At 72.7% G+C, this 24,334-nt stretch carries 23 protein-coding genes; all 23 read left to right on the top strand.

Annotated features, from left to right (window positions below; genetic code table 11):
* Positions 1-888 precede the first annotated feature (888 nt).
* The 23 genes from ACWDGI_RS04495 (at position 889) to ACWDGI_RS04605 (ending at position 24,291) form a co-directional block, all read left to right on the top strand.
* A complete protein-coding gene (locus ACWDGI_RS04495) occupies positions 889-1,710 on the top strand; it encodes a DUF6879 family protein (protein ID WP_450755188.1) in 822 nt (273 codons plus the stop codon).
* 89 nt (positions 1,711-1,799) lie between these two features.
* Positions 1,800-2,069: an acyl carrier protein gene (locus ACWDGI_RS04500; RefSeq protein WP_450755190.1), complete on the top strand. Its 270-nt coding sequence runs from the start codon at positions 1,800-1,802 to the stop codon at positions 2,067-2,069.
* Between the two features lie 33 nt (positions 2,070-2,102).
* Positions 2,103-3,389, top strand: coding sequence for a beta-ketoacyl-[acyl-carrier-protein] synthase family protein (locus ACWDGI_RS04505; protein ID WP_450755192.1), 1,287 nt, complete (start codon positions 2,103-2,105; stop codon positions 3,387-3,389).
* Positions 3,386-4,579: a beta-ketoacyl synthase N-terminal-like domain-containing protein gene (locus ACWDGI_RS04510; RefSeq protein ID WP_450755194.1), complete on the top strand. Its 1,194-nt coding sequence runs from the start codon at positions 3,386-3,388 to the stop codon at positions 4,577-4,579. Before ACWDGI_RS04505 ends, ACWDGI_RS04510 begins: the two co-directional genes overlap by 4 nt.
* A 5-nt stretch (positions 4,580-4,584) precedes the next feature.
* Complete coding sequence (locus tag ACWDGI_RS04515; RefSeq protein ID WP_450755196.1) at positions 4,585-5,646, top strand: beta-ketoacyl synthase N-terminal-like domain-containing protein; 1,062 nt, start codon at positions 4,585-4,587, stop codon at positions 5,644-5,646.
* Positions 5,643-6,560 carry an alpha/beta fold hydrolase gene (locus ACWDGI_RS04520; RefSeq protein WP_450755198.1) on the top strand — a complete coding sequence of 306 codons (918 nt, stop codon included), beginning with the start codon at positions 5,643-5,645 and terminating at the stop codon, positions 6,558-6,560. Before ACWDGI_RS04515 ends, ACWDGI_RS04520 begins: the two co-directional genes overlap by 4 nt.
* 74 nt (positions 6,561-6,634) lie before the next feature.
* Positions 6,635-7,609 (top strand): acyl-CoA thioesterase, encoded by a 975-nt coding sequence (locus ACWDGI_RS04525; protein ID WP_450755200.1) that lies wholly within the window; start codon positions 6,635-6,637, stop codon positions 7,607-7,609.
* Positions 7,606-8,817 carry a beta-ketoacyl-[acyl-carrier-protein] synthase family protein gene (locus ACWDGI_RS04530; protein WP_450755202.1) on the top strand — a complete coding sequence of 404 codons (1,212 nt, stop codon included), beginning with the start codon at positions 7,606-7,608 and terminating at the stop codon, positions 8,815-8,817. Before ACWDGI_RS04525 ends, ACWDGI_RS04530 begins: the two co-directional genes overlap by 4 nt.
* Positions 8,814-9,911: a beta-ketoacyl synthase N-terminal-like domain-containing protein gene (locus tag ACWDGI_RS04535; protein WP_450755204.1), complete on the top strand. Its 1,098-nt coding sequence runs from the start codon at positions 8,814-8,816 to the stop codon at positions 9,909-9,911. Before ACWDGI_RS04530 ends, ACWDGI_RS04535 begins: the two co-directional genes overlap by 4 nt.
* Positions 9,895-10,710 (top strand): SDR family oxidoreductase, encoded by an 816-nt coding sequence (locus ACWDGI_RS04540; protein WP_450755206.1) that lies wholly within the window; start codon positions 9,895-9,897, stop codon positions 10,708-10,710. The genes ACWDGI_RS04535 and ACWDGI_RS04540 overlap by 17 nt, the downstream gene beginning before the upstream one ends.
* Positions 10,711-10,769: 59 nt before the next feature.
* Positions 10,770-11,885 carry a beta-ketoacyl synthase N-terminal-like domain-containing protein gene (locus ACWDGI_RS04545; protein ID WP_450755208.1) on the top strand — a complete coding sequence of 372 codons (1,116 nt, stop codon included), beginning with the start codon at positions 10,770-10,772 and terminating at the stop codon, positions 11,883-11,885.
* Between the two features lie 65 nt (positions 11,886-11,950).
* On the top strand, positions 11,951-12,214 hold the full coding sequence (locus ACWDGI_RS04550; protein ID WP_450755210.1) for an acyl carrier protein: 264 nt from the start codon (positions 11,951-11,953) through the stop codon (positions 12,212-12,214).
* Positions 12,211-12,630, top strand: coding sequence for a 3-hydroxyacyl-ACP dehydratase FabZ family protein (locus ACWDGI_RS04555; RefSeq protein WP_450755212.1), 420 nt, complete (start codon positions 12,211-12,213; stop codon positions 12,628-12,630). The genes ACWDGI_RS04550 and ACWDGI_RS04555 overlap by 4 nt, the downstream gene beginning before the upstream one ends.
* Complete coding sequence (locus tag ACWDGI_RS04560) at positions 12,627-13,130, top strand: 3-hydroxyacyl-ACP dehydratase FabZ family protein (protein ID WP_450755214.1); 504 nt, start codon at positions 12,627-12,629, stop codon at positions 13,128-13,130. The genes ACWDGI_RS04555 and ACWDGI_RS04560 overlap by 4 nt, the downstream gene beginning before the upstream one ends.
* 12 nt (positions 13,131-13,142) lie before the next feature.
* Entirely contained in the window at positions 13,143-13,916 is a 774-nt protein-coding gene (fabG, locus tag ACWDGI_RS04565; protein ID WP_450755216.1) for a 3-oxoacyl-[acyl-carrier-protein] reductase, read from the top strand.
* A complete protein-coding gene (locus ACWDGI_RS04570; RefSeq protein WP_450755218.1) occupies positions 13,913-14,659 on the top strand; it encodes a DsbA family protein in 747 nt (248 codons plus the stop codon). Before fabG ends, ACWDGI_RS04570 begins: the two co-directional genes overlap by 4 nt.
* A gap of 168 nt (positions 14,660-14,827) precedes the next feature.
* On the top strand, positions 14,828-18,409 hold the full coding sequence (locus ACWDGI_RS04575) for an AMP-binding protein (protein WP_450755220.1): 3,582 nt from the start codon (positions 14,828-14,830) through the stop codon (positions 18,407-18,409).
* Positions 18,406-20,220, top strand: coding sequence for an acyl-CoA dehydrogenase (locus ACWDGI_RS04580; protein ID WP_450755222.1), 1,815 nt, complete (start codon positions 18,406-18,408; stop codon positions 20,218-20,220). The genes ACWDGI_RS04575 and ACWDGI_RS04580 overlap by 4 nt, the downstream gene beginning before the upstream one ends.
* Entirely contained in the window at positions 20,217-20,489 is a 273-nt protein-coding gene (locus ACWDGI_RS04585) for an acyl carrier protein (protein ID WP_450755224.1), read from the top strand. The genes ACWDGI_RS04580 and ACWDGI_RS04585 overlap by 4 nt, the downstream gene beginning before the upstream one ends.
* A gap of 40 nt (positions 20,490-20,529) precedes the next feature.
* Positions 20,530-21,477, top strand: coding sequence for a 2,3-diaminopropionate biosynthesis protein SbnA (gene sbnA / locus ACWDGI_RS04590; protein WP_450755226.1), 948 nt, complete (start codon positions 20,530-20,532; stop codon positions 21,475-21,477).
* Between the two features lie 6 nt (positions 21,478-21,483).
* The gene (locus ACWDGI_RS04595; RefSeq protein WP_450755228.1) at positions 21,484-22,833 is read left to right on the top strand and encodes a condensation domain-containing protein; all 1,350 of its coding nucleotides are present in this window, start codon (positions 21,484-21,486) and stop codon (positions 22,831-22,833) included.
* A 142-nt stretch (positions 22,834-22,975) separates the two neighbouring features.
* The gene (gene sbnB, locus ACWDGI_RS04600) at positions 22,976-23,974 is read left to right on the top strand and encodes a 2,3-diaminopropionate biosynthesis protein SbnB (protein ID WP_450755230.1); all 999 of its coding nucleotides are present in this window, start codon (positions 22,976-22,978) and stop codon (positions 23,972-23,974) included.
* Between the two features lie 98 nt (positions 23,975-24,072).
* The gene (locus ACWDGI_RS04605) at positions 24,073-24,291 is read left to right on the top strand and encodes an MbtH family protein (protein WP_450755231.1); all 219 of its coding nucleotides are present in this window, start codon (positions 24,073-24,075) and stop codon (positions 24,289-24,291) included.
* The last annotated feature ends 43 nt before the right edge of the window (positions 24,292-24,334 follow it).

The following is a 24,334-nucleotide window of genomic DNA, read 5'->3' on the forward strand; positions in this document are numbered from 1 at the left end:
ATGCCTGGCATTCAGCCGGACCGTTCGGCGATCTCCACCGTGGCACCAAGTTGCACCGATCCCTCTGCTGGAGGCCGGGGTTGCCGCCAGACCGCGCATGGGTGGTCGGCCGCATCGTGGAGCGGATTGTGCCGAACGGAAGAAGATCCAGGTCGGACCTCTGCTTCTGTGGCACAGACTTCTCACAGTTAATTCGGAATTAGGGATTCCCCTGTCAGTGTGCTGCCAGCGCAGCTCTCTGCATTCATTTTTCGTGGCAATTTCTGTCCTGTGTCGATGATAATTCATGGATGGCCGGTGGTGATTCCGGTCTGAAAGCCGAAAGCAGTCCTTGCCTTAAGGGGAGTTCTTCATATGCGGAAGGGTCTACCGCGCATCGCCGGCATCGTCCCCGCCTTTGTGGTCGCGGGTGTCTTGAGTGTGGTGAGTGTCTCTGTGGCGAGGGGTGCTCTGTCGGCGCCTGCTTCTGCTCAGGACCCGATCTGGGGTGCGTTATCGGTCGACTCGGACACTCCGGGCGCTCAGGGCGACCCCATATGGGATTGATATTCAGCCAGTGATGACCGAGGGGGCCCGCTCCAATGGAGCGGGCCCCCTCGTGCTGTTCCGCTCCCCCGGCGTCGCATATTCGTTGCGGATTCGTTGCCGTTCGAACATGATGTTCGGGCGTGTGTGATCCACGGGGGAGGAGCGCGGATGCTTGACCCATTGGGCCTGTCACCCCATGTGTCCGAGATCTACCGATCCATGCTGAGGAATCCCGAATGCAGCGTAGATGAACTCGCGGCCTCGCTGGGATGGTCGCGGGAGTTGGTCCGTTCCGTGCTGGACGAATGTGCCCGCCTTTCTCTCGTAAAACCTGCCTGGGGCGCACCGGACCATCTCCGCGTGGTGAGTCCGGAGGTCGCTCTCAAGGCGCTTCTGGCGCAGCAGGAGAGCGAGCTCCTGGAGCGGCAGCAGCAGCTCGCGGACGCGAGGACGGAAGCAACCCGGTTCATCGACGACTACAACGCGGCCCAGCAGGACCTGCGGGGCGCGGTGATCGAACGGCTCCGTGGCCTTGAGGAGATCAGGCTCCGCATCGAGGAACTGACAGGGAAGTGCAAGTCCGAGCTTCTCGCCTTCGCGACTGGGGGTCCGCAGAGTGAGGCCAGCCGCCTGGCCAGTCAGCCCCTCACCGAGAACCTGGCCGCACGAGGTGTGGTCATGCGCAGCATCTACCTGGAGAGCATCTACAACGACCCGGCGACGGTGGAGCATCTGCGCTGGCTGCGCTCCCACGGCGATGAGGTGCGCACCACGGCCGCGCTGCCGTGCCGGATGCTGGTGTTCGACCGCACCCACGCCGTGGTGCCCACCGATCCCGACGACTCCGCGGCCGGGGCTCTCGTCCTGAACGGCCGTGGCGTCATCGTCGCGCTGTGCGACCTGTTCGAGCGCGCCTGGGCGAACGCCGTCCCGTTCGCCGGTGGCCGGCCGCAGCCAAGGGAGCGCGGCGACGGGGAGCTGACACCGCAGGAGAAGACCGTTCTGCAGTTGCTCGGCGAGGGACTCACGGACGAGGTCGTCGCCCGCAAGCTGGGCGTGTCCGTGCGCACCGGGCGCCGGATCACCGCTGAACTGATGAGCCGGCTCGGCGCCCGCAGCCGTTTCCAGGCGGGGCTGCGCGTGGCCCAGCTGGGCTGGGTCGACGAAGCAGAGGCCGTATAGGCCGGGTATAGCCGCCCATTCCACTCTCGACCCATCACACGGATGGCTCAGTCGCCGGAATCCGGCACGGATCCCTCATTGGAGTCGAGATGACCAACGCGAGCGTGACGAACGGCCCTGACGCTGCCCGCAAGCAGGAGATCAAGGAGATCGTCTGCGACATTCTCGAGATCGACGAGGACGAGGTCACCGAGACCAGCCTCTTCAAGGAGGAGCACGACGCGGACTCGCTGCGTGCCATCGAGATCCTCGCCGCTCTGGAGCGGACCCAGAAGGTGACCATCGACCAGGCCGAACTCAGCCGCATGGTCAACCTGGAAGGCGTGTACGCGGTGGTGGCCGAAGCCGCCCAGCGCTGATCGCCGTCCCGACCGCCAGATGGGTGAGCTTCGATGAACGCTTCGATCAGTACGGACGCACGAGGTCAGAGCGAGCCCCGGGGCCCGCGCCGTGGGACCGGCGGACGTCGGGTGGTGATTACCGGTCTCGGTGTGGTCACCAGCATCGGCATCGGGGTTGAGGCCTTCACCGCCGGGCTCCGTGAAGGACGCAGCGGCGTCAAGCCGATCAGCGCGTTCGACACGACCGGATTCGCCCACGCCAACGGCTGCGAGGTCACCGACTTCGAGCCTGGGCGCTGGATCACCCGGCAGCACCCCGAAGAGCTGGGCCGGGCGAGCCAGTTCTCGGTCGCCGCCGCCCGGATGGCGGTCGAGGACGCGGGCCTGACCGCGGCGGACGTGCGCTCGCGACGGTCCCTGGTGTCCGTGGGCACCACGGACGGCGAGTCCCGCGACCTGGACCAGCTCGTCGCCGCGGGGCTGGAGACCGGTCCCGAGGAGTACGACCCTGGCGTGGCCCGGCGCGTTCCGGCCGGCCGTCTGTCGGCTGGCATCGTCCGCGAGCTCGGCCTTGAGGACGTGGAGGCAGTGACGATCCCGACCGCGTGCGCGGCCGGCAACTACGCGGTCGGCTACGGCTACGACGCCCTGCGCAGCGGCGACGTCGACATCGCCCTGTGCGGTGGTGCCGACGCCGCGTGTCGCAAGACGTTCACCGGTTTCTACCGGCTCGGCACGGTCGCCCCCGAGGTCTGCCGTCCCTTCGACAAGGACCGCGAAGGCATCCTCACAGGCGAGGGAGCGGGCATCCTCCTCATGGAGAGCCTGGAATCCGCCCTCGCCCGTGGGGCAGGGATCTACGCCGAGGTCCTGGGCTACGGGCTCGCCTGCGACGCCCTGCACCCGGTCGCCCCGGACCGCGACAGCATCGCGCGGACCATGGAGATCGCCCACCGTAACGCGGGCGTGACCCCGGACCAGATCGACTTCGTCTCCGCCCACGGCACCGGGACCAAGGCGAACGACATCACCGAGGCGGGCGCTATCCGCCAGGTCTTCGGTGCGCAGGCCATGCCGCGCACCGTCTCCATCAAGTCGATGATCGGCCACAGCATGGGCGCGGCCAGCGCCGTCGCGGCGGCTGCCTGCGCGCTGGCGATCACCGAGGGGTTCATCCCGCCGACGATCAACCACCGGGAGACCGACCCCGAGTGCGCCGTCGACTGCGTGCCCAACAAGGCCGTCGAGGCGGAGCTGAACGTGGTGCAGAACAACGCCCTGGCGTTCGGGGGCAACAACGCCGTCCTGATCCTCGGTGCGTACCGGAGCGCGGCATGAGCTGGATCGTGACCGGGACGGGCGCCGTCGCGAGCATCGGCGGCAGCGTCCGGGAGATCTTCGACTCGCTGGTCGCCGGCCGCAGCGGTCTCGCACCGCTGCGCGGATACAACCACGACAGGTTCCGTGCCCGGATGGCGTACGAGATCGACGACCGTCCGGAGCCCGGCGTGGACGTGCCGTTGCGGGCGACGCGCTGGCTGGAACGAGCCGTCGCCGCAGCCGCGGCGGACGCGGGCCTCGGGGACGACCTGTCGCGCGTACCGGTGCTGGTGGGCACCACCCTGCGCGAGTTGCGCTCGGTGGAGCTGTCCTGGCGGGACGGGATCCCCTTCGACGCGTCCGACCTGCACTTCGGAACCATGCTTCGGCGCCGCTTCGGCGCCGCGGACACCCACACCGTGGCCAACGCCTGCTCGGCCTCGCTGTACGCCCTGGCGCTGGGCGCGGACCTGCTCGACCTGGGTGAGGCGGACACCGTCGTCGTCGCCGGCGTCGACACCATCACCGAGAGCACCTACGGGCTGCTGGACCGCTGCTACCCCGAAGCACCCGACCGGGTGCGGCCGTTCGACCGGGGCCGGCGCGGGATGCTGCAGGGCGAGGGTGCCGCGGCCGTGGTGCTGCGCAGGGAGGCCGACGGTCCCTGCCCCGCGCCCCGGGCGCACGCCAGGCTGCGCGGCGTCGCGGTCAACTGCGACGCGTACCACCCCTCGGCACCCGACGCCAAGAGCATCACCACCGTGATCCAGGAGGCGCACCGGCGCTCCGGCGTGCGACCCGCGGACATCGACCTCGTCATGCTGCACGGCACCGGCACGCCGCTGAACGACGAGGCCGAGTCCACCGCGCTGGGCTCGGTGTTCGCGGGGCTCGCCCCGTCGCCGTACATGACCGCCATCAAGTCGATGACCGGCCATACCGCGGGTGCCTCGGGGCTGCACAGCCTGGTCGCGGCCGTCGACGTCCTGCGCACGGGCATCGTCCCGCCGACCGTGTACCTCGACGACCCCGTGGCCGCCGTGGCTGGCTTCCGCCTGGTGCGCGGCACCGCCGAGCGGCCGCGGCAGCCGCTGCGGCTCGCACAGATCGATTCGTTCGGGTTCGGCGGGCTCAACGCCGTGGCGGTCGTGGAGCGGATCGAGGACCCCGGTGGCAGTGCGGGGCATCCGGAGGGAGCGGACCAGTGAGGCCAGTGAGGAGCGTACCCACGGCGCACGCCGTGATCACCGGACTGGGCACCGCCGTTCGCGGGCTTATGGGGCCGGAGGGCCTGCTCGGGCCGCTGCCCCCGGATCACCGCCGGGCGGCGGACCCGGTCTCCCGGCTCAGCGGACGCGGCCTGCGCTACAAGGACCGGGCCACCAAGCTCGCCATGGTGGCGGCCCGGGACGCGCTGCGCGCGGCCGCACTCACCGACGACGCCGGCGGCCTGAGGGTCCCGGGCGAGAGCGTCGGCGTGAGCGCGAGCACCAACTACGGCAACGTCGACACGGTCTGCGAGACCGTGCGGACGATCGCTGACGACAGCTACCTGGCGACCAGCCCCATGATGCTGCCCGCCACCTCCAGCAACGTCGTCGCCTCCTGGGTCGCCATCACCCACGGGTTGCGCGGCGCCAACCTGACCCTGTGCAACGGGCCGACCTCCGGTCTCGACGCCGTCAACTGGGCCCGGCTGATGATCGCTTCGGGCCGGGTCGAGCGGATGCTCGTCGTCGGGGTCGAGCCCGACAACCCGGCCGTGCGCCATGTCGCGGACGCGCCCGGAGCGGACCCGGACGACACGAGCGGCGCCCCCGACCTCTTCGACGGTGCGGTGGCGCTCGTGGTCGAGTCACCCGCGTCTGCCGAGGCCCGGGGCGTGCGCCCGCTGGCAGCCGTCGGCCCGTACGCGCGACGGGGCGGCCACGCCGACGCGGTCGCCGAGGTGCGGGGCCGGTGGCCGGGCACGGTCGGGCTGTGGTGTGTACCCGAGCACCCCGACGGAGTACCTGCCCCCGCGCCGGGTCTCGGCGCGGCGGTGGGAAGTGTCCCGGTCTGCGACCTGTCCGCGCTCCACGGTGCCTCGTCCGGCGCGCACGGCGTGCTGCAGTGCGCGGCGGCGGCCGTCTGGCTGGGCGGCCGCGGCGGAGCGGACGACGTGGTGCTCGTCAGCGCGGGCACCGGTGACGCCGGCGGGCAGGACGCCGGCGCAGCTCTGATCCTGACCGTGCCGGACGCCGTCGCGCCCGGGCTCGCGGGCAGTGCGCGATGAGGGCGCAGGGCTCGCCGGACGGGGATACCGGAGTTGCTTCGGCCGGTTCCGCCGGTTCGGAGGGCGCGGCCGGGCCCGGTGGACTCCTGGGGCCGGGTGGGCACCGTGTCGCCGTCGTCCGCCGCCGACGCCCGGCCCGGGCCGCCGGGCCGCCGGTGCGGATGCTGCTCCTGCACGGTCTGGCGGGCAGTACGTCCGTGTGGCGCGCCTACGACCGGCTGGCGCCGGACGGCGTCGAGATCTGGGAGGCCGTGCTGCCCTGGGGGGCCGAGGGCGACCCCGGGTGGAGCCTGCGGGACGACCCGTCGGACCACGTGGAGCACGCCTTGGACGGGGTGCCCGGCGGGGTGGACGCGCTCGTCGTGCACTCCTTCACGGCGGGGCCCGCCCTGGACGTACTCGCCCGCCGGGCAGCCGGGCGCGGGCCGGGGGCCGTGGTGGTGGTCGCCCCGTTCCACCGGCGCAGTCCCGCGGACTTCGGCTGGGACGACGCCCAGTACTACCTCGGCGGCTTCCACCGCATCCTGGAGGAGGGGCTGCGGATCGGCGCGGGAGACCGCATCTCGTCCGAGCTGCGCAGCGCCATGGCGCTACGGGTGCGGGACCGGATCGGGCCGTACGGCTGGCAGCAGTTCTTCGGCGCGTACCTGCGCAGTCCCTGGCTCGACGTCGACGCGCTGCGCCTGCCGGTGCTCGTGCTGGCCGGCGCGGACGACTTCGCCGCCCCGCCGGACGACGCCCGGGCGCTGGCCGCGGCCCTGCCCGATGGCAGGTTCCAGCTCTTCGGGGACTGCGGCCACTTCGCGATGGCCGAACAGCCGCAGCGCTTCGCGGACGCCGTGCACGGCCTGCTGGGCGAGGTCTTTCCCGGCCTCGCCGGCGGTACGGCGCTCCCGGCCCGCGCCGCCTCCTGACCGATTCCCTCCCCGCTCCACCCCGCTTCCCCTCCCGCCTTCCAGTAACTCCACCTCTACGCACCGGAGTCGCCGTGACCACGCACCCCGCCGACCTCGCCGCCTCGGTCCTCGCCCTGAAGGAGCCCAGCCGACTGGAGATCCGCCCCCGCTACGAGGGCTCCAACATCTGCACCTGGATCGGGTTCAAGCACGTCAACTACCTCGTCGAGGAAGCCGTCCTGAACCACCTCAGGCAGGCCGGGATCGCTCCGGGCACCATCTACGAGGTGTACGGCCTGTGCACGGACATCGTCGACATCGACACCCGCATCCTGCACGCCTTCCACATCGACGACACGGCCGTCGCCGAGGTTCGGCCGCACCGCAGGGCGAAGGACGGCGAACTGCTCTTCGCCGTCACGCTGCACGTGCGGCGAGAGACCGAGCTCAAGGCCGTCACCTCGACCGTCCGGGTGCAGCTCCGCCTCGACCCGCGAGGCGGTGGCGCGGAGCCCGTCCCGGCCCCGCTCGCGCCTTTCGCTGTCGACCGGCTCGCCGCCGAACCCGGCTGGGAGCCGGAGCCGGTGGCGGCGGACCTCTCCGCCGACGACCTGGTCAAGGAGCTGACGGCGGGGCGCAACGCGTACGCCTGGAGGTTCCGGATCCCGTACTGGTACTGCCACTTCACCGAGCGCCAGCAGATGTCCGGTTACCTGCGCCTGATGGAGGAGGCCAAGGACCGCTTGGTCGCCGACCGCGGTGTGTCCATCAAGACGCTCCTGGACGAGCGGAACTGGATCCCGGTGGTGCCGCACTCGCGGATCACCGTCCTGGACGAGGCCCGTATGGAGGAGGACCTGTACGTGGTCCTCACCGTGGAGAGCGTCTTCAAGGGGTTCACGTACGACTCCCGCATGGACACCTACGTGGTGCGCGACGGCACGCTCGTGCAGACCGCGACCGGCCGGATCACCCACGGTTACGCGGTGATCGAGAACCGCCGCGACTGGTCCCTGGTGCCCTTCGACGACCGTATGAACGCGGCCCTGGAGGGCCGGACGGCATGAACCGCGAGGTCGAGGTCGTGGTCACCGGGGTCGGCGCCGTCACCTGCCACGGTGCCGGCGCGGACACGCTGTGGCAGGCCATGACGGCGGCCGGTACCCGCCTGCCCGACCGGCCGGCGGACCCGCTCGCCCGGATGGACCTGCCGCTGATCGGCCTGGTGCCCGATCCCGACCTGACGGCCGAGCGGGCGACGCGGTTCGCCTCGCTCGCCGCCGCCGAGGCGCTCGCGGACGCCGGGCTCGACGCCGCGTCCCTGGCCGCCGCCCGCACGGCCGTGGTCGCCGGCAGCTGCATGGGCGAGCCGGGGTCCAACGAGCGCGGCCGGGGCGGCGGGGGCTGGCTGCCGCCGTTCCGCCTCGCGGCGGCGCTCGCCGCCGAACTTGGGCTGTTCGCCACCGTCCACGACGTCGCCAACGCCTGCGCGGCAGGCGGGTACGCCCTGGGCATCGCGGCGGACCTGGTGCGCGCGGGCGAGGCGGAGGTCGTGATCGCCGGTGGCTCCGACCCCTACTCGCGCGTCGCGCTCGGCTGCTTCAACCGGCTCGGCGCCGTCGACCCGGAGCGCTGCCGCCCCTTCGAGAAGGACCGCGCCGGCACGGTCTTCGCCGAGGGCGCGGGCATGCTCGTCGTGGAGTCGGCCGACCACGCCCGGGCCCGGGATGTCCTGTCCCACGACGGCGGCACACCGCAGGGCCCCGGCCGCGTGCTGCGGCTGACCGGGGTCGCATGGAGCTGTGACGCCGACCATCCGACCGCTCCCCGGTCCGACGGCGAACAGATCGTCCGCGCCATGCGCGAGGCCCTGGGGAGCACGGCACCCGAAGTCGGCTGCGTGGTCCCGCACGGCACCGGCACCCGGCTCAACGACGTCCTGGAGAGCCGCGCCCTGCACCGAGTCCTCGGCCCGCGTGCCGCGCGCGTGCCCCTGTACAGCCTCAAGGCGCTGCTCGGTCACACCGGCGGCGCGTCCGCCGCGCTGGCGGCGGTCGCGGCGGCGCAGATTCTGCGGCACGGCGTGATTCCGCCGAACGTGCCGCTGAAGGAGCAGGACCCGGAGTGCGAGGTGCTGCTGCCGCAGTGCGAGGCGGTGCCGCTGCCCGCGACGGCCCGCCGGGTGCTGGTCAACGCGTACGGGTTCGGCGGGAACAACGCCTCCCTCGTGCTGGCCGGCGGACCCGGACCGGACGACGGGGGTGAGCCGTGGTGAGCACCGGGTATGCGGCTCCGGCCGAACTGGCCGTCACCGGTGTGGGGGTGGTCTCCCCGTGGGGCGACGCCCCGGAGACGGCCGTGGCGGGCGGGGCCGCGGCGTCCCCGGACGCCGAGTGGTTCGACCACCGGGCGCGGCTCGGTCCGCGCGGCTACAAGTACCTGCCCGCGGCCGCCCGGTACGTCCTCGCCGCAGCCCGTGCCGCGCTCGCGGACGGCGGGTGTCCCGAGGCGCATCCGGCGGACCGGCGTGGCCTCCTGCTCGCCACCAACGCCGGGCTCGCCGGTCTGTTCGACAGTATGGACGCGACCGTCGCCGCCGAGGGCGCGGCCGGTATCCCGCCCGCTTCGGCGCCGTACTTCGCGGTCAACGTCCTCGGCAACCGGCTGGCCGCCGAACTGTCGATGAACGGCTTCGCCCTGACCGTCGCCACCGCCCGTACGGCTGCCCTGGACGCCCTGTCCACCGGCGCGCTCGCCCTGGCCTCGGGCCGGTGCGACACGCTGGTGCTGGCCGCGGCCGAGGAGCCCGTTCCGGCCGCCCGCGGAGGCGGGGGCGAGACGGGCGCCGTGGCGCTCACGCTGGAGCCCGCCGCCGCGGCCCGGGCCCGGGGCATCGAGGTGCACGCCACCCTGTGGACCCGCTCGCTGTTCCTACCGCCCCCGGCGCTGGAGGCCACGCACGGGCGGGCCCGCGCCGACCGCGCCCTCACGGCGGCGCTCGCCCGGCTGCTCCCGGCGGCAGACCCGCCCCCGACCGTCCACCTGGACCTGGACTCCTCGGCGGTCTCCGAGGCGGTGGCCGCGGCGGTCACCAGCATCCCCGTCCAGCAGCCGCAGCCGCACGCCGCGGGCCCGCACCCGGACGGGCCGCCCGAGGCCGACGACCCAGCCGGGCCCGGACGGCCCCTGCCGCCGCGCCGGACCGGCTGCCTGGGCCCCGCCCTGGCCCTCGCCCGCGCCGTCACCGCGCGGGCGGGCGGCGACCGGCTCGTCGTCTGCGCGACCGGCGCCGGTCATGTCGCCCTGGTCCGCGTCAGCCCCGTATCGCCCCACCAGACACAGGAGTCACAGCATGCTGAAGCCGCTTGAAGGGAGCTGGTGCCTGGTCCTCGGGGCCTCCAGCGGTATCGGCCGGGCCATCGCCCTCGGGCTCGCCGCCGAGGGCGTCAACATCGCCGGGGTGCACTTCGACACGGCGGCGCGCGCCGAGGAGATCGAGGAACTGGTCGCCGAACTACGCGCGCGGGGCGTCGAGACGCACTTCTTCAACGCCAACGCCGCCGCGCGCGCCACCCGCGAAGGGCTCGTCGCCGAGCTCGCCGAACTGACCGGCGCCTCGGGAGGCATCCGCATCCTCGTCCACTCGCTCGCCTTCGGCAGTCTGATGCCCTTCCTTCCGCGCGACGGCCGGCAGCAGCCGATCGCCGCACGGCAGCTGGAGATGACCCTCGACGTCATGGCCAACAGCCTCGTCTACTGGACGCAGGACCTGTACGCCGCCGGGCTGCTGCGCACCGGCTCCAAGGTTTACGCGATGACCAGCGCCGGCACCTCGCAGCACCTGCCCAGCTACGGTGCGGTCTCCGCGGCCAAGAGCGCCCTGGAGTCCCATGTCCGCCAGCTGGCCTGCGAGTTGGCGACCAGCGGTATCGCGGTGAACGCCCTGCGTGCGGGCACCACCGACACCCCCGCGCTGCGCCGCATCCCCGAACACGCCGGCTACCTGGAGCGCGCCGCCGAGAACAACCCGCACGGCCGTCTGACGCGCCCCGAGGACGTCGCGGACGCCGTCGCGCTGCTCTCCCGGAGCGAGTCCTCGTGGCTGACCGGCAACACCATCGGCGTGGACGGCGCGGAACTGCACGCCGCCGCAGGTGCGTGGGGCTGAGCCCCGCCGCCCGTTCCCCTACGACTTCCACCGACTTCCACCTTCTGGAGCAGACAGCGATGAGTCTCAGTCCTGCCACCGGGGCGGACCCGGACACCCTGGTCGTATCCGGCTGGTCCGCGGTGTCGCCGTACGGGCGCGGCGCCGAGCCCTTCACCGAAGGCGTACGGGACAACCGTCCGGCGGTGCGGGCCGCCGACGGCACGGCGGACCTCGGCCCGTACGAACGGGCCGGCCGCGTACCGGACTTCGACCCACGAGCCGTGCTGGGCCGCAAGGGGACCCGGGCGATGGACCGCGCCACCGCCCTCGCCGTCGCCACCGCCGGGCTGCTCCTGGAACAGGCCGGCCCGGGCCTCGCCCAGGACCACCCGGAAGCCGTGGGCATGGTGCTGGGCACCGGGCACGGCAGCGTGCAGAGCATCATGGACTTCACCCGGGACTCCCTGACCGGCGAGAAGCCCTTCCACGTCGACCCGGCGCTGTTCCCGAACACGGTGATGAACCGGGCCGCCGGCCAGAGCGCCATCTGGCACACGCTGCGCGGCCCCAACACCACCGTGGCGGGCGGTGCGGTGACCGGTCTGCTGGCGCTCAACTACGCGACGCGGCTGCTGCGGCAGCGGCACTGCGAGGCCGTGCTGTGCGGCGCCGTCGAGGAGTTCTCGACCGAGCGCGCCTGGCTGGAGTACCGGGCCCGTACCGGCGGGCCGCACCGGCAGCCCGCCGGGCCGCTCGGTGAGGGCTGCGCGCTCTTCCTGCTCGAACCGCTCGCCAGGGCCCGCGCCCACGGCCGCAGCGCTCTCGTCGTACTGGGCGGTGCCCGGTTCATCGCCTTCGCCGACCCCGAGTGGGCCGGCGAGGCCCTGGGACGGGCCGTCACCGAGGCCCTCAAGGAGGCCGACGTGCGCCCCGAGGAGGTCGGCCTGCTGGTGCCCTCGGACAGCGGCGGACCGCTGGGCGCCCGCGAGGACGCGGCACTCGCGGGCATCTTCGGCGAGCACCGGCCGGACCGGCTGCGGCTGCGCAGACTCACCGGCGACTGCGGTGCGGCCTCCGCGTCGCTCCAGCTCGCCGCGGCCCTCACCGCGGAAGCGGACCGGCCGGTGCTGGTCACCTCCCTAGACCCGGACGGCCAGACCGGCGCGGTCGTCCTGCGTACCGGCACCAGATGACGCCGACCTACCCCCGCGTCGCACCGCCCGTACATCCACCACCACCGAAAGGACGCGTGCACACCATGGCCGACATCACCACATCCGGGCTCGACAAGGAGCAGCTGCGTCATCTGGTGGCCGACGTCCTGGATCTGGACGTGGCCGAGGTCACCGACGACGCCCACTTCATGGACGACCTGGAGGTCGACTCCCTGATGGCACTGGAGATCACCGTGCGCCTGGAGAAGGAGTACGGGGTGCGGCTCGCCGAGACCGAGCTGGCCTCGATCAGCTCCCTCCAGGCCACGTACGACCTGCTGGAGAGCAAGCTGCGGGAGACACGGTGAGCGCCGCTTCGCCGCTGGGCGATCTGGAGACGATCCGCACCGGCGCCGAGGGCTCGGCCACCGTCTTCGAAGCCCCGGTGGACGACGACCCCGTCCTCGCCGGTCACTACCCCGGCTTTCCGGTGCTGCCCGGCGTGTTCCTCATCGAGGCCGCGGACCGCACCGTGCGCCAGTGGGCCAGGACCAACGTGCCCGCGGCGGACGGCGCCGACGTCGAACTGGTCGCCATGGACCGCTGCCGTTTCCATCGGCCCGTCTTCCCGGGCGACCGGGTCCTGTCCGACGTGTCCGTCGTCGACAACGCGGCCGGGCTGCTCTTCAAGGCGGCCGTCGCCACCAACCGCGGCAAGGTCGCCGACATCCGCCTGCGCTACCGCGTGCGGCACCAGCACGACCAGGAAGAGGACACCCCGTGACCGGGTACGGCGTCGTCCGGATCAAGAACACCATCCCGCACCGGGGGGAGATCCTCCTGGTCGACCGTGTCACGCGGGTGGTGCCGGGCGAGACCCTGACCGCGCTCAAGGCCGTCTCCGGCAACGAACCCTGCTACGCCCGGCTCGGCCAGGAAGCCGCCCCGGCCGACTACGCCTACCCCACCTCCCTCGTCATCGAGTCGTGGGCGCAGTCCGCGGTGCTGCTGTCGGTGTGGGAGACGCCCAACCCGGACGTGCTGGCCGGGAAGCTCGAACTGGCTGGCTCCATCAACGAGGTGACCGTCGGCGTGCGGGCCTACCCGGGTGACGTCTTGGAGCACCGGGTGCGTCTGGTGAAGTCCGCCGGCGAGACGGCGGTCCTCGCGGGCGAGACGTACGCCGGCGGCCGCGAGGTGCTGCGGATCGGCTCGTTCGTGGTGGCGCTGCGCGACGTCGACGACCTGCGCCCGGCAGCCGACCGCACCGCGCTGAACGTCTGAGGAGGGGACGCAATGTCTGCACAGGACGCACAGGCCGCACAGGCCGCACAGAGCGACAAGGTCGCGCTGGTCACCGGGGGGTCGCGCGGCATCGGCCGGGCGGTCGTCGAACGCCTGGCCAGGGACGGCTACGACATCGGTTTCTGCTACCGCTCCGACGACCAGGCCGCGGCCCTGGTGGAGAAGCAGGTACGGGCGGCGGGACGCCGGGTGCTCTCCTGCCGCGTGGATGTGGCGGACCGGGCACAGGTGGGGGACTTCGTCGCCGCGGCCGAGGAGGAACTCGGCCCGCCGTCGGCCGCGGTCACCTCGGCCGGCATCACCCGGGACAGCCCGCTGGTCCTGATGCCGGACGAGGCCTGGGACGCGGTCGTGCGCACCAACCTCGACGGTACCTACAACCTGTGCCGCGCGGTCGCCTTCCCGATGGTCAGACGAGGCGGCGGCACCGTGGTCACCCTCTCCTCGGTGGCGGGCGTGGCCGGCAACGCGGGACAGACCAACTACTCGGCGTCGAAGGCCGGGATCATCGGTTTCACCCGTTCCTTCGCGAAGGAGGCCGGCCGGCACGGGATACGTGCCAACGCGGTGGCGCCCGGCTTCATCGACACCGACATGACGTCGGTGCTGCCGCCGAAGACGGCCAAGGAGATGCTGGGCCGCATCCCGCTCAAGCGTTTCGGCAGCGCCGACGATGTCGCCTCGCTCGTCTCCTTCCTGGTCTCGCCCGAGGCGTCGTACATCACGGGCCAGGTATTCCAGGTGGACGGCGGCATCGCCCTGTGAGCGCCACGGCCCGTGCGGGCCGCCGCACCAGACGGCCCCCGCGTTTCTACTTCTCGCTGCGCAGCCCGTACTCCTGGCTCGCCTACCGGGACCTGCTCCGGTCGCATCCGCGCACCGCCGCCGCCCTGGAGTGGGTGCCGTTCTTCGAGCCGGACGAGCTGAGCCGGAAGCTGCTGGCCGAGGCCGGCGGCAGCTTCCCCTACACGCCCATGTCCCCGGAGAAGCACCGCTACATCCTCCAGGACGTACGGCGGCTGGCCGCCGAGCGGGGGCTGGCGTTCAGCTGGCCGGTGGACCGGGACCCCGTGTGGGAGGTGCCGCACCTCGGGTACCTGGCGGCGGCCCGGCACGGCCGGGGACCCGAGTACATCGCACTCGCCGCCCGGGCCCGCTGGGAACAGGGGCAGGATGTCTGCGACCGGTCGGTGATCGCCGGGCTCGGCGCCGAACTCGGCTTGGACCCCGAGGAACTGGCCTCCGCCTCCGACGACCTGGAGCTGCGCGCCGAGGGGGTGCGGGTCCTGCTGGAGATACAACGCGACGGTGTCTTCGGCGTTCCCTTCTTCGTGGACCACTACGACAAGTACTGGGGCGTCGACCGGCTGCCCGCCTTCGTCGCGGCACTCGCCGCGACGAACCCGTCGCTCGCGGAACCCCCGGACGACGGCCCGGATGCCACGGGGGGCCCGCTCGCCGCGCCGGAACGGTCCGTCGACGACGGGCACGCCGGGGGATGCGGCTGAGCCCCCCCCCGGGGCCGCCCCTGGGCGCGGACCGCAGATCCGCCCCACCTGCCGTCAGGGCGCCACAAGACCGCGTATAGGAGCCGCATAGCGGACGCCGGTTGGCTGACGCCCGTACCGCTGCTGTGCGAACGCGGCCCGACAGGCCGCAGAGGGTGAGTAATTGGGGTGACCGACTTCGAGAGCTTCGTCAGCGCGCTGCGCCGCAGGGCCGCACAGGAGCCCGCGCACAGCGCCGTCCGCTTCGCCGGACGGACCGAGGAGGACCTGTCGTACGGCGAACTCGACCACCTGGCCAGGGCCTCGGCGCAGTGGCTCGGGCGGCGGACGGCGCCCGGCGAGCGGGTACTGGTCTGCTGCGGCCCGGGCACCGGGTTCGTCCGTGCCTTCCTCGCCTGCCTCTACGCGGGAGCGGTGCCGGTGCCGGTGCCCCTGCCCGGCGGGTTCGGGCGCCAGGAGTCGCGTACCTCGGCGATCGCCGCCGACACCGGGGCCCGGCTGCTGCTGACCGACGAGGCGGGGCTGCCTGCCGTGACCCGCTGGCTGGAGGCCGACCGGGCCGAGCCGCCGGCACTGGCCGTGGCCACGGTGGAGACGGCCGAGCGCGCGGGCGACGCCGGGGCCTGGGCCGAACACCCCGTGGAACCGGGAACGCTGTGCTTCCTGCAGTACACCTCCGGCTCCACCAGCGATCCGAAGGGCGTGATGGTCCAGCACGGCGCGCTCGTGCACAACCTGCGGCTGATGCGCGACAGCCACGGCTGGCACGGCGGCATGACCTGGTGCAGCTGGCTGCCCGCCCACCACGACATGGGACTCATCGCGATGATGCTCGCCCCGCTCCACCTGGGCGGCACCGCCGTGCTGATGCCACCCACCGACTTCCTCAAGCACCCGGTCTCCTGGCTGCGGCTGATCGACCGGCACGGTGCCCAGATCAGCTGCGCCCCGAACTTCGCCTACGACCTGTGCGCGCGGCACCTCACCGAGGAGCAGACCGCGGGGCTCGACCTGTCCCGCTGGACGTACGCGTGCAACGGGGCCGAGCCGGTCGACGCCGCGACCCTGAACCGCTTCGCGGAGCGCTTCGCGGACGCGGGCTTCTCGGCGAGGTCCCTGCTTCCCGGCTACGGACTCGCCGAGGCCACGCTCTACGTCTCGGGCACACCGGCCGACGAGCCGCCGACCGTCCTGCGCGCCGACTCCGCGGCCCTGGCCCGCGACGAGCTGGCCGAAGCCCGGCCGGGGGCGGCGGTGCGGCAGCTGGCCAGCAGCGGTGTGGTGCGCGACCTCGATGTGCGTGTCGTGGACGCCGCGACCGGGACCGAGCTGCCCGAGGGGAGGGTCGGTGAGATCTGGATCCGGGGCGGCAGCGTCGCCCTCGGGTACTGGAACCGGCCCGAAGAGACCGAGCGGGCCTTCCACGCGATGACCGCCGACGGTCACGGACCCTTCCTGCGCACCGGCGACCTGGGGGCGCTGCGCTCCGGGCAGCTGTACGTCACCGGCCGCATCAAGGAAATGATCATCGTGCGCGGGCGGAACCTGTATCCGCACGACATCGAGCGCGAACTGCGCGATGTCGACGAGGCCTTCGCCGAGCTGCCCGCCGCCGTCTTCGCGTGCCGGCCCGGCGACGGCGGTGCCGAGGAGATCGTGGCGGTGCAGGAGGTACGCGGCCGCGGCCGCTCCGCCGGCGAACTGACCGCTCTGGCCCGCACCGCGCGGGCCGGGCTCGCCCGGCGCCTCGGGGTCCGGATCGGCGGTGTCGTCCTGGTCAGGCCGGGACGGATCATCCGCACCACGAGCGGCAAGATCCGGCGCACACAGCTGCGGACGTTGTTCGAGAGCGGCGAACTGGCTTCGCTCCGCGAGGAGTTGTCCGCCGAGCTGCGTGCCGCCTTCCGTGCGACAGGCCCTGGCCCTGCCGGCCCCGGGTACGAGCTGACCGTGCCGCCCACGCCGGCCGGTGCGGACTGGGACCCGCTGGCCCTGGCCAGGGAGCTGGAGGCGCGTCTTGGCGACCCGCATGACGAACGCCGGGAGTTCTCCTACCGGCGGGTCGCGGAGCTCGACCGGACGGAGGCGTTCCCCGATGCCGTCTGCCGGGAGCTGGACGCGCTCGGGGTGCCGCGCTGGTTCGTGCCCGCCGAACACGGGGGCGAGCTGCGCGGCAGCGAGGAGTTGTCGCAGCTGATCAGGATCCTTTCCCGCCGCGACTTCACCTCCGCCCTCGCCCATGCCAAGACCTATCTGGGTGCCGTGTCCGTCTGGGTGGCGGGTCGCAAGGAGCAGGCCGAAGTGCTGGCCGAGCGGATCAACCAGGGTGCCGTGGTCTCCCTGGCGCTCACCGAACAGGCCCATGGCAGCGACCTGCTGGCCGGCGGGCTGCGGGCCGAACGCACCGAGCGCGGCTGGCGGCTCGACGGCGAGAAGTGGCTCATCAACAACGCGACACGGGCCGATCTCGTCTGCGTCCTGGCCCGCACGAGTCCGCAGGGAGGCAGCCGCGGCTTCAGCCTCTTCCTGGTCGACAAGGCCCGCTTGGCCCAAGGCAGTTGGGGCCCGCTGCCGCACGTGCCGACGCACGGCGTGCGGGGCGCGGACATCAGCGGCATCGCCTTCGACGGCGCCGAGATACCCGCCGACGCCCTGGTGGGAAGGGAGGGCGAGGGCCTGGAGACGGTCCTCAAGGGCTTCCAGATCACCCGCACCCTGTGCTCCGCGATGTCGCTGGGCATGACGGACCACGCGCTGCGCATCGCGGTCGGCTTCGCCCGGACCCACCGCCTGTACCGGCGCCCACTCGCCGAACTCCCGCACGCCGCGCGCACTCTGGCCGAGTGCCACGCCGACCTGCTGGCCATGGAGGCGGTGAGCCTGGTCGCGACCCGTTCCGCGCACACCTTGACCGAGGAGCAGAGTGTGGTGTCGGCCGCGGTCAAATACCTGGTGCCGACCCTGGGCGACGAGGTGATCGGCGCACTGCGCGGACTGCTCGGCGCCCGGGCGATGCTGGTGGCGGACTTCGCCGACGGCGCCTTCCAGAAGCTGGAGCGGGATCACCGTATCGTCGGCATCTTCGACGGCAGTACGGCCGTCAACCTCAACTCCCTGATCAACCAGTTCCCCGTGCTCTGCCGCGGGTGGCGCAGACGGCTCGCCGACCTGGACGGGGTCGCCGCGGCCGCCCGGCTCGACGGACCGCCGCCCGCCCTCGACCACGGCCGGCTCACCCTGTACGCGCGCTCCGGTGCCGGCGTCGTGCAGTCCCTGCCCGAGGCCGTGCGCCGGGTTCAGGCGGCGGCGCCGCCCTCCGTGGGCGACCGCGCCCGGGCCCTGCTTGCCGTCGCGGACGAGGTGCACGAGGAGATGGCCGCCCATCGGCACAGTGCGCGTGCCGTGCCCGCGACCGCGTTCGCGTCGGCCCGCAGTTACGCCCTGGTGTACGCGGGTGCGGCGAGCCTGCACCTGTGGCTGGAGAACACCGGCACCGCCCGGGCCCGTGGCCTGCTGTGGGAGGACGCCGCCTGGCTGGACGCCGTGCTGGCGCGGCTGCTGCACCGCCTGACCCGGGTGCCCGACCTGGACGACGCCGACGGCCCGGCCCTGGACCGTCTGCTGCCCGCGCTGTCCGCCCAGGCCGAGCAGGGACTGCTGTTCTCGCTGCTGCACTGCCCGCTGGCCGAGAGCGCAACACCGGGCGGCACGGCGACCGCCCCCTCCCGTTCGACGAAGGACGCGGCATGACGGACCTGCTGACCACCGGCGTGACCCAGGCACCGGTAGACGGTGACGCCACCCTGGAGCGCATCCGCCGTCTGGAGGCCCTGCTCGGCGACCCGGACGACCCGGACAACCCGCTCGGCCTGCGGGCCGTCCTCGATGCCGACGAGCGCGGGGAGCTGCTGCCCGAAGGGGAGCGGGTGCTGTCCGCGTTCGGGCTCGGGGCCGAGTTCGTCCCGGCCGCCCTCGGCGGACGCTTCGCGCGCGCCGACCGCTTCGCGCTGCTCATGCGGAGCCTGTTCCGGCGGGACTGCAGCCTCGGCATCGGCCACGGCGTCACCAGCTTCATCGCGGGCCTGCCGGTCTGGGCGGACGGCAACGCCGAGCAACAGCGCGAGGCGGCCGAGCTGTTGTGCGGCGGCGGCCGGATCGTCGCCGCCTACACCGAGCTCGACCACGGCAGCGACTTCGCCCGCGTGTCGCTCGCCGCCCGGCCCGCACCCGGCGGCGGTTACCTCCTCGACGGGGGTAAGCAGCTGGTCAACAACATCGGCCGGGCCGAGGCCGCCGTCCTGTTCGCCCGCACCGACGATCGGCCGGGCAGCCGCGGCCACTCGCATCTGCTGGTGGACCTCGACGCGCTGCCCGCCGAGGACGCGGACCGCTCCGCCCGGTACGCCACCTCGGGTGTGCGGGGCTGCCTGCTCGGCTCCGTTGCCTTCGACGACTGTGCCGTCCCCGCCGAGTCGCTGCTCGGCCAGGAGGGCGGCGCCATGGAGACCGTGCTGAAGGTCTTCCAGGTGACCCGGTGCGTGCTGCCGGCCATGGTCGTCGGCGTCGGGGACGCACAGCTGCGCGCGGTCCTCACCTTCGCGGGGGAGCGACGGCTGTACGGGCGGCCGGTGAGCGCACTGCCGCTGCCCCGCTCCGTGCTGGCCGACGCCTTCGTCGACCTGCTGATCTGCGATGCGCTGTCCATGGTCGCCGCCCGGTCGCTGCATCTGCTGCCCGGGGAGGCGAGCGTCCGGTCGGCGGCCGTGAAGTACCTCGTGCCGAAACTGCTGCAGGACAGCTCGTACCGGCTGGGTGTGCTGCTGGGTGCCCGCAGCTACCTGCGCGAAGGCCCGTACGCCGGCTTCCAGAAGGCCGCCCGGGACCTGCCCGTGGTCGCACTCGCCCATGCGAGCGGGGCCGTGTGCTTGTCGAACATCGTGCCGCAGCTGCCGCGGCTCGCCGAGCGGGCCTGGCGGCCGGCCCTGGACCGCCTGCCCTCCGCACCCGCGGCTCCCGAAACACTGTTCCGCCTCCATGACCCGCTGCCCGGACTTGACTTCGCCCGGCTGGAACTGACCGCCCGTGGCGCGGACAGCCTGGCCGGTGTGCTCCCGGAGCTCGCCGACGAGCTTGCCCGGGAGGCGGCCGACCGACCGGAGCGCGCCGAACTCGCCGAACTCGCCTCCATGTTCACGGACGGGCTGGCCGACCTGACGCGGCGGGCGGGCGCACTGCCACCCCGGGACCGCACACCAGTGGCAGGACGAGGCGCCTTCCTGCTGGCCGAGCGATACGTCTTCCTCCTCGCGGCCGCCGCCTGCCTCGGCGTGTGGCGGGCGGCCGGTTCCCACGATCCCTTCCTCGCCGATCCGCTGTGGGTCACCGCGGCGCTGCGGCGGCTCGCCGAACAACTCGGCCTGCGCCGCGATCCCCTGCCCGAACCCGCCGTCGAGGCCCTGTTCGAGGAACTCACCGAACGGCATCGAGGCGCCCGCACCTTCGACCTGTTCCGTACCGGGCTCGCCACACAGGCCGGACCCGACAAGGGAGTTGACCGATGACCGAAGCCACTGCCCCGTCCGCCACCGCCTCGCCCGAGGCGATCCGCACCTGGTTGCTCGACCGCGTCGCCTACTACGTTGAGTGCGCGCCGGCCGACATCGACGAGGGCGCGCAACTCACCGAAATGGGACTCGACTCCGTGTACGCGCTGAACCTCTGCGGCGACGTCGAGGACCACTACGGGCTCGTCGTGGAGCCCACCATGGCCTGGGACCACCCGACCGTCGAGGCGATCACCGCGTACCTCGCGGCCGAGCTGGCCCGGTAGACCCGTGCCCGAGAAGACGTTCCCAGGCATTCTGTCGACCGTGGGGAACACCCCACTGGTCCGACTCGAGAGAGTGATACCCCACTTCGGCTCGCGCGTCTTCGGGAAGATCGAGAGATTCAACCCGGGCGGCAGCATCAAGGACCGCTCGGCCCTGGGCATGCTGCTCGGCGCGATCCGCAGCGGCGCGGTGGAGCCCGGTCGCTCCGTGATCGTCGAGTCGAGTTCGGGCAATCTGGCCGTCGGACTCGCCCAGATCTGCCGCTACTTCGGTCTGCGCTTCATCTGCGTGGTGGACGGCAAGACCACCGAGCAGAACCTCGCCATACTCAGGGCGTTCAGCGCCGAGGTCGAGGTCGTCACCGAACGCGACGACAAGACGAGTGAGTACCTGCCCGTCCGCCTGCGCCGCGTGCGGGAGCTCGTGGCCCAGATCCCGGACGCGTACTGGCCCAACCAGTACGAGAGTCTGCTCAACCCCAAGGCCCACGAGACCACCATGCGGGAGATCGAGGAGAGCCTGGACGGCCGGGTCGACTACCTCTTCTGCTCGGTCAGCACCTTCGGCACCCTGCGCGGCTGCCGCGACCACATCCGGGCGCGCGGGCTGAACACCACCGTCGTGGCCGTCGACGCGATGGGCAGCGCGATCTTCGGGCTGGAGTCCACCCAACGGCTCATCCCCGGACACGGCGCCTCGGTGGCGCCACCGCTGCTGGACTCCTCCGCGGCCGACGAGGTGGTGCACATATCCGACCTGGAATGCGTCGTCGCGTGCCGACGGCTCATCGCCCGGGAAGCGGTGCTCGCGGGCGGTTCGTCCGGGGCGACCGTGGCCGCGCTGTGGAAGATCAGGCACCGCATTCCGGAGGGCTCGAACTGCGTCCTCGTCTTTCCCGACGGCGGCGACCGCTATCTCGACACCATCTACTCGGACACCTGGGTGCGGGAGAACTTCGGTGACGTCTCGCACTTGTGGAAGGACTGACGCTCCATGCTCATCTCGGCGGGGCAGGAGGCGCTCTGGCTTGCCCACCAACTGGACCCGGACAGTTCCGCGTACAACGTCGTGCTCGCCGTACGGCTGCGCGACCGGGTCCGCACCGACGTCCTTCAGGACGCGCTGACCGCGCTCGCGGGCCGCCACGAACTGCTGCGCTCCCGCTTCCCCGGCACCGACGACGGCCCCGTGCGCCTGGTCGAACCGCCCATGACGGTACGCCTGGACGTGCGCGAGATCCCGGGGGCCGACGAGGCCGAGCTGTTCCGGCTCGCGGGGCAGGCCGGCCGGGAGCCCTTCCGGCTCGACCGGTCGGGAGCCTTCCGCGCGGTACTGCTGCGCCGGGCCGCCGACGACGCGGTCCTCGTCACGGTCACCCACCACATCGTCAGCGACGCCACATCGCAGTGGCTGCTCGTCCGTGACCTCTTTGCCGAGTACGGGGCGCGTACGGGACAGTCCGCGGGGCCCGGACCCGCAGCGGTGACCGGCTGGGACGAACAGGTGCGGGCGGAAAGGGACTACGTGGCCTCACCGCGCGGAGGCCGGGCGGCCGCGTACTGGCGGGCCGTCCGCGAGGGACTCCACGCGGCGGCGCTGCCCACCGACCGGCCACGACCGCCACAGCGCACGCTGAACGGGGCCACACACGAGGTGGTGCTCGACCCGCGCACCACGCGGCGGCTCCGGGAGACCTCCGCACAGCACTCCCTGACCCCGTTCGCCTGGCTGCTCGGCACCTTCCAGGCCGCGCTGCACCGGTCCGGCTGCGGCGACGGCTTCCTCATCGGCTGCCCGGTCACCACCCGCTTCTCGCCCGGCACCCGGGAGGCCGTCGGCTACTACGTCAACGCCCTTCCGGTCGCCGGCCGCTTCACGCCCACGACGACGTTACTGGAGACCGTCGAGTCCGCACAGGGGCAGCTGCGCACCGGCCTGGCCCACGCCCGCCACCCCGTCGAACTGCTGGCGGGCGGCCCGGCGGGCAGCCTTCTGTTCCGGATCTCCTGCACTCTGGTCGCCGCCGACAGGCTGCCGATCGCGGGCCTGTACGAGGGGCCGGTACGGCTCGGCGGTCTGCGGGCCGAGTTGTGCGACGTACCCCAGCAGGAGGGCCAGCTCGACCTGACCACCGAGATCCTTCAGGACTCCGGCGGCTTCAGGGCGATGCTGCGCTACAACACCGACCTGTTCGACGCCGCCACCGTCGAGCGGTTCGGGCGGACCTGGAGCCGCCTGCTCGACGTCTCCCTCGACGCCCCCGCCACCAGGGTGGCCGACGTCGTCCTCGTCGCCCGGGACGACTTGGAGTTCCTTCTCGCGCTGGGGTCGGACGCGCCCTGAGGCGCGTGGCCGTACGACGCCGAGGCGTACGGGCCGTATAGGGCGCATATAGCGCCGGAACCCACCATCTCCCTGTCATCAAGGCCGTCGTCAAGCCCGCCATAAAGGCTCCGTCCCGCCCGTCCCGCAGAGAGGTAACCCCATGCTGATTCTCCGACGCACCGACGTGACGGACGTCCTGTCCGGCCGGGAGACGGAGATCATCGACCTCGTCGCCGACACGTACCGGCTGCACGACGCAGGGCGGACGTCCCTGCCGCACTCGGTGTTCCTGCGCTTCCCCGAGGAACACCACAGCCGCGACCGCATCATCGGCCTGCCCGCCTACCGCGGCGGCGAGCGGCCGGCCGCGGGAATGAAGTGGATCTCCTCTTTCCCCGGCAACGTGGCCCGCGGGACCGAGCGGGCCAGCGCCGCCCTCCTGCTCAACTCCCTGGAGAGCGGGCATCCGGTCGCGCTCGTCGAGGGGGCGGTGATCTCCGCCAGGCGCACCGCGGCGAGCGCCGCGCTCGCCGCCGCGGAACTCACCGCGGCGCGACCTGTGCCCTCCGTGCTGCTCATCGGCTGCGGCGTGATCAACCTGGAGATCCTGCGCTTCCTCGCGGCGGCGCTGCCCGACCTGCGCGAGGCCGCCCTCTACGACACGGACCCCGCGCGCGCCGAGACGTTCGCGGCCCGCTGCGCCGAGGAGGTGCCCGGGGTCAAGGCCCGCCCGGTGAGCGACCTGGCCGCCGCGCTCGGCGCGCACCGGCTGGTCGCGCTCGCCACCACCGCGGCGACCCCGCACATGGACCTCGCCGCCTGCGGTCCTGACACCACCGTGCTGCACGTCTCGCTGCGGGATCTGACCGCCGAGGCGATCCTCGGCGCGGTCAACGTGGTCGACGACGCCGACCACGTCTGCCGCGAGCGCACCTCCCTCGACCTCGCCCAGCAGGCCGCCGGAAACCGGGACTTCATCGCCGCCCCGATCGGCGCCCTGCTGCGCGGCACTGCCACCCTGCGCCGGGAGCCGCAACGGCCGGTCGTCTACTCCCCGTTCGGCCTCGGCGTCCTGGACGTGGCGCTGGCCGAGTTCGTGCGCGAGGAGGCCGAACGGCGCGGTCTGGGCGTCCGCGTCGACGACTTCCTGCCCGCCTGAGCACCGCCCGGGCGCCGCGCCCGGCGCGGATCCGTCGCACCGCCACCCCGAGCGGCGGCCCGGCCACGGCCGCCGACCGTATCCATGAAGGAGTTCCCATGACCGCCGAGCAGACCGAAGGCCCCCGCCAGCGCGTGGTGTTCAACGACGAGGAGCAGTACTCGCTGTGGCCCGTCGGGCGGGAGCTGCCCGCCGGCTGGCACGCCGAGGGCACCGAAGGCACCCGTGAGGAGTGCCTGGCCCGGATCGCCGAGGTGTGGACCGACATGCGCCCGCTGAGTCTGCGCCGCCGCATGCACGAGTCCTCCGCGGTCTGAAGCCCGCGCTGCCCGCCCGACACCCAGGTCCCTGACAGGAGTT

It is taken from the genome of Streptomyces sp. NPDC001220 (assembly GCF_053597895.1).